Consider the following 11550-nt stretch of genomic DNA (forward strand, 5'->3'; position numbering starts at 1 on the left):
ATGGCATCGACACTGATTGCCTTTGGCTGGCATATCCCCTCATTGACCAGTATTTGCAAAGCCCAAAAGTCGTAGACTTCGCGTTTTAAAATTCCGCTGTTAAAAAGCTGCCAAAATCCCTCTACAAACATCTCGGTAGCGCCGTACAAGCCCTCCGTAAAGGTATCACAACCGCCGTATTGCGCGATTAAATCGCCCCAGCGCGCGTCAATATTGAACCGACTCAACAGGGCCTTATATTCCTCATTGCGGCTATGACGAAGTTGAACACCATGGACTATGGCGTCACTCATTGCCCCTATGCCTAATTGGAGGGTGCCGCCGTCGGCAATCAGGCAACTGGCGTGCAAGCCAATGGCGTAATCGCTGGGCGACACTGGCGGCAATTTTGGCATCACAAACAAGCCGTGTTCACTGGTATCGGTGTCGAGCACATAATCATAGCGCTCGGCACTGACCTCGGCATCGCCGACCATATACGGCAAATCGGGATGCACCACGGCAACACTCACAAAATCTCGGCCCAGTGCGGTGAGGTGGCGCACAACCTCAGCGGAGGTATCTGGATTACAACTCATACTTAGACGCTGACTGTCTTCTGAATCTTGCGCTACCAGCTGCATTACCACATTGCAGCCCTGAGCCACGACATCTCGCGCCGCATGGGTGTAATTAGAACTAATATAATTCTGCTGCGCCCCCGCGTTCCCCAGCCGGCTTCCCGGCTTAAAATAAAACTCACGAACCGCAATATTTTTCGGCAACGCCCCTTCTCTCACCGCTTTTGCGTAGCTCGGTTCCGTGTAATTTGCATAGAGACGGTCGAACACAGGGTTTAATAAACGGGATTTAATCGGGTGTGCTTCGCGGGGCCGCTCTAAGGTCAGGGCGGTTAAAATCGTCAAGGAAATTTCAGGATCTCGGCTGGCTCGGGCGTATAGGGCATTGATCAGCTCGATCGGTTTACCTAAACCCAGAGGCAGGGCAAGCACCAAGGTTTTACCAAGACGAGCAATTATATCGTCTATGCACGTTTCATAGCCCATTTTAATTAACTCGACATCGCTGTCTTCTCGCCTTTGCATAAGTCTCCACGTTAGAACCGTTTAATTTAATCTGACTGAGACGGAAGACCGCGACGCAACCGTCGATCAAACTGCGCCATTCGCCATAGCAACTCACTTCCCGCCCGCGCCTATATGACCGCTTATTCAATTCACATCAGCTAATGCACATGACGCCGATGAGAACCGCGAAACAGCGCAAATCACACACCCTAATTCAATGCCACAAGACATTCATTTACAAATATCGGCACCCGAAGTAAATAATGGCGTATTAAGTCAATAATGATACAAGCACCCTATGTAGGGTATCGCGATAATACGACAATGAATAGCGCACCCTATTGCGTGAAATTACAGCGAACGCGACCACAGGAACAAGCCCAAATATGCCAGTACTCAGCGACCCGCTAAAACTTCCCTGCGGAGTAATACTCCCAAACCGACTATTGAAATCGGCCATGACGGAAGGGCTAGCTAATGAAAATGATCAGGCTACGACAAGGCTCTCCGCCTTGTACAAACGTTGGGCCGAAGGCGGGACCGGCACGCTCGTAACCGGCAATGTCATGGTCGATCGTCGCTTTCTCGAACGTCCCGGTAATGTGGTTATCGACGGCAACGGCGGCGAGGCTGCCCTGCAGGAGTGGGCCGCCGCAGGTACCTCAAAAAACAATCAGCTGTGGATGCAAATCAATCATCCTGGGCGCCAGTGTCAACGCCAAGTATCCGCCCAGCCGCTGGCGCCCTCTGACGTTGGCATTGACTTGATCGGTATGTTTGGTCGCCCCAAACCCATGACCGAAGCCGATATTCGCGACACTATTCAGCGCTACGCAAATGTTGCGGCTAGCGCAAAAGCCGCTGGATTTACCGGGGTCCAAATACACGCAGCGCACGGCTACCTCATCAGCCAATTCCTATCGCCGCTCGCCAATACCCGAGAGGATCAGTGGGGTGGTTCACTTGAAAACCGCGCCCGCTTTCTCCTCGAGACCGTCGCTGCGGTCCGATTGGCCGTTGGCTCGCGTTTCGCCATTTCAGTCAAGCTGAACTCTGCCGATTTTTCCAAAGGCGGATTTAGCCACGAAGACAGCTTACACGTCGCCCAATGGCTATCTGACGCAGGCATTGATTTATTAGAAGTATCTGGTGGCACGTATGAAAAGCTCGCCCTAATGGGGGACCAAGACGACGACAACCCTAACAGCACTGCAGATCGCGAAGCCTATTTTTTAAAGTACGCTGCGGGAATTCGTAAAGTTACCCAGATTCCCCTCGCCATTACCGGCGGCTTCCGCAGTCGAAATGCCATGCAACAAGCACTAGACAGCGGTGCACTCGATGTAATCGGCTTAGGTCGACCATTGTGCTCGCAAGCCGACATCAAGCCACTACTGCAAGGCGGGCAAAGTAGCCTGCCAAACTGGGAAGCAGTACTAAAGCTTGGCACCGGTTGGCTTGGACCTAAAAGCAGCAACCAGAAAATTCGCACGCTTAACTTTGGCGCGGCCACGCAGTGGTATTACCGGCAAATTATTGATTTAGCCGAGGGCCGCGAACCCGAAACCCACACAGGTTTGCTGCGCGTAATGATTAAACACATGTATTCGGAAAGACGAATGGCAAGAAGGCGGGCAAAATTACTACGGGGCTAAAATCAAAAGTCGGCGGCTTTCCAAATCTTAATTGAAAAGCCGCCGACCTGCCTGACCTTAAGGCTTGCTCAATGCAGCTTCAGTCGAGGCCGCAATAGTCGATTAAATCGCCCAGCCAGCAATAGCATCAGCGTGCGCGCCCAACCGTATATGGCCGCTTGGTGCAAGCGATACAAACTGATATACATCATTCGCGCCATCCAACCCTCGATGAAAAAGCTGCCACCGCGCACGCCACCCATTAAATTCCCCAAAGCGGAATACTTGGAGAGTGACACCAAGGAGCCGTGGTCCCGGTACTTAAATTTTTGTAGCGGCTGGCCGGCAATGGCCCGCTTTAAATTCGCTGCCATGTGCATTGCCATTTGCTGCGCTGATTGCGCCCGCGGCGGTATATTTTTGCCCGCGGTCATTTCACAAGCACAGCAGTCCCCTATCGCAAATACCGCCGGATCAGCAGTTTGCAATTCGCCGTTGACCTCTAATTGATTTATGCGATTAGATGCTAGCCCCAAACTGCTTAGTACATCCGGCGCTTTAATACCCGCGGCCCACACCAAAAGCTCAGCGTCGATACGGCTGTCATCACTAATAATAAAGCCGCTGGCATCCGCCGCTTGCACCTTGGTATTGGTATGAACTTTCACACCCATTTTTTCCAGTTCAAACTGTGCGGCGGTGGCAATCTCTTCTTTAAGCGCCGGTAGTATACGCGGCCCAGCTTCAATGACGTGGACCTGTAAACGACTGCGGTCTAAGTGTTCATGGCCGTAGAGTTTCAATAGCGCCACGGCGTGATGAATCTCAGCTGCCAACTCCACACCTGTCGCGCCGCCGCCAACAATCGCTATCGACAAAGACGCATCGTTATAGTTGGCGGTCATACAATGATTTAAAAACCGCTCATGAAAGCGATCAGCTTGGTAGCGAGTGTCTAGAAACAGGCAGTGCTCACGTACGCCCAGGGTATTAAAATCATTACCTAAGCTCCCGATCGCGACTACCAAGTAATCGTAGCTTACCCGCCGCTCGGGTAGCACTTCTCGACCACTCGGCCCGATTATTTCACCCAATATTAATTCTTTGTGCTCACGATCTAGGCCAATTACTCGACCCATAACAAAGTTATAATGATTTTGGTAGGCATGAGCGCGATAGTCTACCGCGTCTAAATCAGAGTCTATCGCACCAGTGGCAACCTCGTGAAAACGTGGTTTCCAAATATGACTCGCGCCGCTGTCGACCAAGGTGATTTCTGCCTTCCCTCTTTTCCCCAAGCTACGACCTAATTTTGTCACCAGCGGTAAACCGCCTGCACCGCCACCAACAACCACAATTTTTGCGACCACGTTTACCTCCAAAGGATATTTTTAAATCTTGGCGACTGGCCGCCATTAGCCATTTTGGCTAAATTACGGGCCAATCAAATTCCATCTGTTTTGCCGTTTTCCGCGCTAGATCCGGACTGCGCAGTCGCGCCACCAGGTGCAAGCTCATATCAATTCCCGCAGAAATACCCGCCGAACTTACCACCGCGCCACAGTCTATCCAGCGCACACCCTCACACACCTGCAAGGCCGGAAACTGCTTTTTCAAATCATCCATATCCTGCCAGTGGGTAGTCACCCGTTGGTCTGTGACCACCCCCGCGCCAGCCAATAAAAATACCCCAGTACAAACCGAGGCAGTAATTTCGCTGCGTGACGACTGGGCAGCAATCCAAGCCAACACCGAGGCCTTGCCCATTTCCTCGTCGTGAATACCGCCCACAACAATCAAAACGTCGATAGTAGGATGATCGGCAAAACTGTAATGGGGAATAATTTGTAAGCCACCTCTTGCAAGTAATGGTCCCGGCTTTTCACTTACTAAAAAAACATTAACCGCGTCTTTCTGTTCTCCGAGGCGATTGGCCGTTGAAAACACTTCAAAGGGACCGGCAAAATCCAATACTTCCGCATTCGGATATACATAGATACCGATATTCATCAGATTACTCGCACACATTTAGATCAAAGATGAGGCTTTAAAGCCGAGCTTAAAAAAGGGTTTACGCCGCAGCGCCATAATAGCGCTGGGCAAAGTTGTCGCAGTAGCGCTGCAAATTGGGGTAACCACGCGCGATGGAATTAAAGCGGTTATCAACATCAGCCAAGATAAACTGCGCGAGTATCCCAAATACAGTGGCGTCTAGTTCACAGACTTGCTCGCCCATTATATAGCGCTTATCGCCTATGAGCGTCGATAAGCTCGCAAGTGAACGATTAAAAATATGTTCAATTTCTGTGGCGCTGTGCCTGCCCATACCCTGCTTATAAAGTGCAGAACGAGTTGCTTTACGCACCGCAAACGGCACAAACAAGCTCAATGGAAAGGGCATGTCGCCGAAAAGCACCTGCTTTGTCTTCGGCCAGCTCGCATCACATATCCAACGAGAGTACAGCAAGCACCAATAGAGGTTTTCGTCTAGTGATTTGCCAATGAGGTAGGCTTGCGCGCTCTGCTCAGCACTAAGCCAGTCATTTAGGGTCACTTCGGGCTTTTGATTTAAGTACTCAAAGATAAAGCTCGAGTCCCCAATTGTTACATCACCCTCTTCAATAAACGGCAACTTGCCTTTAGGCGATTTACGCAGATAAGCCACGGATGATGTCAGCTGATAAGGCAATTGCGCCATCCTTAAAAAAGCATCCACCTTGAGCACAAAAGGACTCGCGTCAACCAGGCCAAATGCCTGCTTAAATCCATATAATGTAATCACCGCGATTATCCTCGTAAAAACACTATTTCGTACTGCGTCTCACGGCCCGTTAAGCATAATCCTTGTTGCCAACTGAATTTCCCGCAAAAAACCGGTTAGCGCGAAAATCAAAAACACCATGGCCAACACAAATAGCGCCGCAACCGCGAAACTACTATTCCACTCCATCACCGCGCTGATAAACAACATGGCGATAACCACACAAACCAATAAAGCGCTGGTGGTGCTAAAGCCAATAGCGCGATGAACGACGCGAGCGCGTCGGGTCAACATGGCCAATTCTTCGTGCACGGCCACGCCCCGCTCTGTACTAAGTGACTCCAGGCGATGATGTAATGACCGACTGCGGTCGATAATCCGCGCCAAGCGATTGGTTAATACATTGAGAATACCGCCGATGCCGGCAAGCAAAAAAACCGGTGCAACCGATTGTTGAATTGCATGGGCGATGGTGACGACTTCAATTTCTACTGCCATTTAGGACCTTAATTATACACTTAAAAGAATTTAGACATTAACAAAAACTTGCTCACCGTCGCACTCTACTTTAAAGGTATTGAGGGCTTTTGGGGCTTTACCAAGAGCGATCAGTTTATGGGTCCAGCCTGGCATAGGCATGCCAATAAAGGCATTGGTCCAGTCGATATTTTCGCCGTTCAATAAATTAAAGCTAGAACCATGAAACGGACAGGTAACTGCACCGTCGCAAATTTTACCTTTGGCGATGGGAAGCCCTAGATGTGGACAGCGATTTTCTACCGCGCAAATCTGCCCATTTACTTTGGTCAGTAATACCTTGGCACCGCCAAGGCTTTTAGTTAAAAACTGACCTTCTTCGATTTCATCGATATTTGCTGCAAAGATCCGATCCATTTTATGCTCCTTAGTGCTATATCAAGCTCGTTTACAACAAAGGCAAAGCGGTTTTACTCACCGGCGACTTCATCACAAAACTGGAGTGTACGCCGGTGACTCCGTCAATTCGAGTGATCTTATTCAATAGCAAAGCTTGAAAACCATCCATATCAGCGACAATGACCTTGAGTAAATAGTCCGCCGCTTGACCCGTGATTAGATGGCACTCTAAGACCTCTGGACATTCGCCAACATGGCGTTCAAAGTTTTCAAACCGCTCGGGGGTGTGCCGGTCCATGCTGATGTGTATGAACGCCATTAGATTCAAGCCCAAGGCGCGGGCATTAAGCAGCGCTCTATAGCCCGCTAGCAGGCCGTCTTCTTCCAGCCGGCGCACTCGCCGCAAACAGGGTGAAGGCGACAGACCGATACGATCCGCAAGCTCTTGATTACTGAGGCGACCATCGGCCTGCAAGGCTTCTAAAATCCGCTTATCGTAGGCATCCAACTTCACAATAAATTCACCATATCGCATTTAAACAGCATAATATGCTAATTATCTTATATTTTCAGCAACTAATAACAAGTAAACTCTCGAAACAACGCTAAATTCGCAATCAACTGCCACGCTAACGCCCCTATACTGGGCACCGTGGAGTTACCCCTCTACCGACATCGTCAGTCAGCTTGCCACACCCCGCAATCTGAACACGCGAGCCAGCTCTTCCACCACAAGAGAGAATGAAAACGCCCGGCCTCGCCGGGCTTCAACATCAAGCACATAAGCCCCCATTCCGCATTCGCTTAACCCAAGGAAAAGAGATCGACCATGGCCGACTTTAATCACCGCAAATACCGCGCAACACCGGCAATTGTCATGCCTGACCGCCAGTGGCCAAACAACACTATCACTCAAGCGCCCCAGTGGTGTTCTGTCGACCTTCGCGACGGCAACCAAGCCTTGGTTGAACCCATGACGGTGCAGCAAAAATTGCGGATGTGGGATTTACTGGTCAAGCTTGGCTTTACGCAGATTGAAGTGGGCTTTCCCGCTGCCTCCCAGCCTGATTTTGATTTTGTCCGGGCGCTGATCGACGACGACAGAATACCCAGCAACGTGACGATACAAGTGTTAACCCAAGCGCGGGAAGAACTGATTGCCCGCAGCTATGAAGCCCTTAAAGGCGCAAAGCAAGCCATTGTTCACGTTTATAATTCTACCAGCCCAGTCCAGCGCGAGCGGGTCTTCGGTATGGATCGTGAGGGCATTAAAGCAATCGCCATACAAGGCGCGCGCTGGGTCAAGGAATACGCGGCGCAAAGTCCTGAAACTCAGTGGTCATTTCAGTATTCACCAGAAAGTTTTAGCAGCACCGAAGTCGACTTCTCAGTCGAGGTCAGTGACGCCGTTATTGCCGAATGGCGCGGCACCGGCAATCCGATCATTATCAATCTGCCGGCCACCGTCGAGTGCGCCAGCCCCAATGTCTTTGCCGATCAAGTGGAATGGTTTTGTCGGAATACCCAGTACCGTAAAGACATCACCGTTTCAGTTCACACCCACAACGATCGCGGCTGTGGCGTTGCCGCCGGCGAGCTGGCGGTGATGGCCGGAGCAGACCGCGTTGAAGGTACTTTGCTCGGCAATGGCGAACGCACCGGCAATATGGATATTGTCACCATGGCGATGAATCTGTACAGCCAAGGTGTCGACCCAGAATTGAACTTCGCCGATATGGACGAGATCATTGCTGTTGTCGAACACTGCACCACGATCCCACTGCACCCTCGTCATCCCTATGCCGGTGAGCTGGTGTTTACCGCATTTTCTGGCAGCCACCAAGACGCTATTCGCAAATGCCTGAGCAAGCAAGGCAAAGAAGAGCATTGGCAAGTCGCTTATCTGCCGATAGACCCCGCAGATTTGGGACGTAGCTACGAGGCCGTCATTCGTATCAATAGTCAGTCTGGCAAGGGTGGCGTGAGTTGGGTCTTGGAAAACGACTACGGCCTACAACTGCCGCGCTGGCTGCAAATCGATGCCAGCCGCGCCGTACAAGCCAAGGCTGAAGAAATTGCCGGTGAAGTCAGCGCCAAACAAATTTGGGAACTGTTCGACGAGCACTATCTGCAAGCGGCGCGCAACACGGAGCTAAGTCATTTTGCCATTAGTCAAAACAATGCCGAAAACCATGGCCAAGACCAGCTAAGCCTGAGTTTTCAACACCAAGGTAAAGAAGTCGCTTTGCAGGGCAACGGAGATGGCGCCATCAGTGCCCTGGTCAATGCCTGGCAGCAGGAGTTTGGCGATAAAGTGGAAATACTCGACTACCGCGAACACGCACTGGATACCGGCACCGCCTCGCAGGCAGTGGCCTATGTTCATCTGTCGATTAATAATCAGCGTTATATTGGTGTTGCCATGCACCGCGATGTGGTTACCGCGTCATTGCAGGCGGTATTGAGTGCGGCGAGTCAGGCGGTGGCGCAAAGGATAAGTCTGGCGTCGGCAGTCTGACGTCGGAAGTCGGAAGTCGGAAGTCGGAATTTGCTGTCAACTGGCAATCTCCAGTCAAATCACTTTTGAATGTTCCTCAGACGTCAGGCTTCCGACATCCGACTCAAAAAATCAATGTGCCTTTTGATACAACATCGTAATTAAATCCGCTTCCGAAGCGGAGATACCACAGCGCTGAGCCAGCTCTTCGGCGCTGAGGCCTTTGTCAGCAAGGCCAATGGCCTGCTGGTAAAAGCGAACATCTTTTTTATCAACTTCTTGGCGCTGTTGACGAGATCCGATCATTTCCAAATATTCTTCTAAGGCACTGACACGCTCGCCGAGCAAGCTCATTGCCGAATTTTGCAATTCAATTTTTTTCTCTAGCAGTGCAATTTTTTCATCTGCAGTGGCTAGTCTAGGCCCCGCTGTTTTTACCGAACGCCGCGATTTTAAGGTGTATAAAAGCATGCCCACGCCAACAACACTCATCAGCAAGCCCAGCAGTGAGGCCTCCCCGAGGTTATTAAACCAGTTGCCAATGGCAAATGAGAACTGATGGCTAGTGTCCATAATATTTACTCCACAAACCTATGACGCCGTCCAATCGGTAAGCCTACTCTTTAGACGTACAATGGCCTGGCTGTGAATCTGACATACTCGCGACTCACTCACCTCCATCACCTCACCGACTTCTTTGAGGTTTAAGCCGCTATCGTAATACAAGGCCATAACCAGCTTTTCCCGCTCAGGCAAGCTGTTGATATGCGTCGCTAAAGCCTTTTGAAAATCCTCGTCGAGCACATTTGCTAAGGGCGCATAACGATCATCGCCACCGCCAATATCGGCAGGTTCCTGCTCGCCGTCACCAAGCTGCTCTAAACTAAATAAGCGCACCGAGCTGGTGTCACGCAATATCTCGTGATATTCGTTCAGCGGAATGCCCATTTCAGCGGCGATATCGGCACTGCCGGCCTCATGGCCCAAGCGCGCCTCCGTCCGCCGCACAGCCTCCGTCACCTCCCGCAATTGCCGGGTAACTGAACGCGGCGCCCAGCCACTCTGACGCATCTGATCAATCATCGCGCCACGAATACGGATGCTCGCATATGTCTCAAAACTCGCGCCTTTATCGGCCTGGTAGTGACTTCCCGCTTCAAGCAAACCAATCATGCCCGCCTGAATTAAATCATCAACTTCGACACTAGCAGGCAGACGGCTGACTAAATGATAAGCGATCCGCTTAACCAAGGGCGCGTGACGGCTAACCAGCTCTTCACGACTGCCGTTTTGCACATCGAGATAAGCGGCGTGACCGTTCACATTGGCGCTCCCGCAGTTGCGTCGGCAGCACCCTCGGCACTAAACAGACGGTCGACAAAAAACTCAATATTGCCGCTTGGCCCAGTAGGTCCTTCCCATTTATCTGCAGTCTCTGCCAGCTTGCGAAATGCCAGCGAGGATTCAGCGCCCGGATACAAATCGCTTACCGCTTTTTGCCGCGAATCCGCTTTAATCAAATAGGGGTCGCGAGGGATAAAACCAGCAAATTCTAGACTAACATCCAAAAACCGCTGCGCTACTTCATTGAGTCTTTCAAAACCATCGCGGGCCTGATCGTGGCTGTCGACCATATTACGCAGTACTTTAAAGCGGCGGATACCGGCATCGCGATTCATCACTTTAATCAAGGCGTAGGCATCAGCCATAGACGTTAACTCATCAGTCACGACAACCAGAACGTATTGACTGGCCTTACAAAAAGTTACAACGCTGTCCGAGATACCAGCAGCGGTATCCACGATAAGTACATCATAATCGTCTTTCAATTCACTTAATGACCGAACAATAGCCGCATGCTGAGCGCTCGCTAAATCCGCCATTTTCTTAATACCAGAAGCGGCGGGAATTATCGAAATCCCGACCGGCCCAGGAACAATGATATCCTGAATGGCGCACTTGCCATCCAGTACATGAGACAAATTCCATTTCGGCCGTAAACCCAGCATGATATCGACGTTTGCTAGGCCAAGATCAGCGTCCATCAACAGTACGCGGCGGCCACGGCGGGCTAGTTGACAGGCGAGATTAACCGACACATTGGTTTTACCCACGCCGCCCTTACCGCTGCTTACTGCTATTACTTTTACTGCGCTCATCTAATTATCATTCTCCCTTAAACTACTTCGCAGCTTATTCTAGGCCTAGGCCAACAAAAATGCTCTACGCATAAGCCCGCACTATGCCCTGAAGCCCTATAAACACGTCTATATCGGCCATTTACACCCTGAGGCTTAAACCACCGCTCGCAGCAATTGGCGTCGAATTTCGCTTCTGGTCCGCAGCCGCGGCTGCTTCGGGTCGGTGTTCAATGTCTGGACCGCGCTTAAGTTCGAAGGCGCGCGCCATGCGCACCGCCATATTCACCAGTTTAGCACCATCCGCAGCAGACAGGTTTTGCGGGACTTTAGGGCCGTTTGCGCACCACGCCACTGGCAGACGATGCTGAATTAAATTTGAAATAACACCACCCAAACGCATAGCCTCGTCGATTCGAGTCACTACGGCACCCTGCGGCGCAAGTGGTGCGTAGGCGTCGATAATTTCACTTTGCACATAAGCTTCAGCGTCAGCTGGCACCGTCACAAAGACCTGCACATCCTGCATCGCCGCCGTTAATTGCTGCAACTCGCTAATACCTCGACTGTCACGAAA

General features: G+C 51.0%; 11 protein-coding genes and 2 pseudogenes. 2 read left to right on the forward strand and 11 right to left on the reverse strand.

Going from position 1 to position 11550, the window contains the following annotated elements; genetic code table 11:
• Positions 1–1085, reverse strand: a pseudogene (locus tag ABYT30_RS09440) (acetyl-CoA hydrolase); the annotation flags it as partial.
• 368 nt (positions 1086–1453) lie between these two features.
• Here ABYT30_RS09440 and ABYT30_RS09445 point away from each other — a divergent pair.
• Complete coding sequence (locus ABYT30_RS09445; RefSeq protein WP_373081418.1) at positions 1454–2722, forward strand: NADH:flavin oxidoreductase/NADH oxidase family protein; 1269 nt, start codon at positions 1454–1456, stop codon at positions 2720–2722.
• A 68-nt stretch (positions 2723–2790) separates the two neighbouring features.
• Here ABYT30_RS09445 and ABYT30_RS09450 read toward each other — a convergent pair whose 3' ends face one another.
• The 6 genes from ABYT30_RS09450 to ABYT30_RS09475 form a co-directional block, all read right to left on the reverse strand.
• Positions 2791–4071 carry an NAD(P)/FAD-dependent oxidoreductase gene (locus ABYT30_RS09450; protein ID WP_373081416.1) on the reverse strand — a complete coding sequence of 427 codons (1281 nt, stop codon included), beginning with the start codon at positions 4069–4071 and terminating at the stop codon, positions 2791–2793.
• Between the two features lie 58 nt (positions 4072–4129).
• Complete coding sequence (locus tag ABYT30_RS09455; protein WP_373081414.1) at positions 4130–4711, reverse strand: DJ-1/PfpI family protein; 582 nt, start codon at positions 4709–4711, stop codon at positions 4130–4132.
• Between the two features lie 61 nt (positions 4712–4772).
• Complete coding sequence (locus ABYT30_RS09460; RefSeq protein ID WP_373081412.1) at positions 4773–5483, reverse strand: glutathione S-transferase family protein; 711 nt, start codon at positions 5481–5483, stop codon at positions 4773–4775.
• A gap of 39 nt (positions 5484–5522) precedes the next feature.
• Positions 5523–5960 (reverse strand): DUF2721 domain-containing protein, encoded by a 438-nt coding sequence (locus ABYT30_RS09465; protein ID WP_373081410.1) that lies wholly within the window; start codon positions 5958–5960, stop codon positions 5523–5525.
• 30 nt (positions 5961–5990) lie between these two features.
• On the reverse strand, positions 5991–6356 hold the full coding sequence (locus ABYT30_RS09470; RefSeq protein ID WP_373081408.1) for a Rieske (2Fe-2S) protein: 366 nt from the start codon (positions 6354–6356) through the stop codon (positions 5991–5993).
• Between the two features lie 31 nt (positions 6357–6387).
• Entirely contained in the window at positions 6388–6873 is a 486-nt protein-coding gene (locus ABYT30_RS09475) for an Lrp/AsnC family transcriptional regulator (protein WP_373081406.1), read from the reverse strand.
• 294 nt (positions 6874–7167) lie between these two features.
• On the opposite strand from ABYT30_RS09475, the gene leuA reads away from it, so the two are divergent.
• Entirely contained in the window at positions 7168–8856 is a 1689-nt protein-coding gene (gene leuA, locus ABYT30_RS09480) for a 2-isopropylmalate synthase (RefSeq protein WP_373081403.1), read from the forward strand.
• A gap of 111 nt (positions 8857–8967) precedes the next feature.
• On the opposite strand, the gene ABYT30_RS09485 is transcribed toward leuA, so the two are convergent.
• The 4 genes and pseudogenes from ABYT30_RS09485 to ABYT30_RS09500 all read right to left on the reverse strand — a co-directional run.
• Complete coding sequence (locus tag ABYT30_RS09485) at positions 8968–9408, reverse strand: DUF2802 domain-containing protein (protein ID WP_373081401.1); 441 nt, start codon at positions 9406–9408, stop codon at positions 8968–8970.
• A gap of 18 nt (positions 9409–9426) precedes the next feature.
• Positions 9427–10158, reverse strand: coding sequence for an RNA polymerase sigma factor FliA (locus ABYT30_RS09490; RefSeq protein WP_373096195.1), 732 nt, complete (start codon positions 10156–10158; stop codon positions 9427–9429).
• A complete protein-coding gene (locus ABYT30_RS09495; RefSeq protein ID WP_373096197.1) occupies positions 10155–10994 on the reverse strand; it encodes a MinD/ParA family protein in 840 nt (279 codons plus the stop codon). Before ABYT30_RS09495 ends, ABYT30_RS09490 begins: the two co-directional genes overlap by 4 nt.
• A 121-nt stretch (positions 10995–11115) precedes the next feature.
• Positions 11116–11550 (reverse strand): annotated as a pseudogene (locus ABYT30_RS09500) (hypothetical protein); the annotation flags it as partial.

The organism is Zhongshania sp., from assembly GCF_041623545.1.
Taxonomy (GTDB): domain Bacteria; phylum Pseudomonadota; class Gammaproteobacteria; order Pseudomonadales; family Spongiibacteraceae; genus Spongiibacter.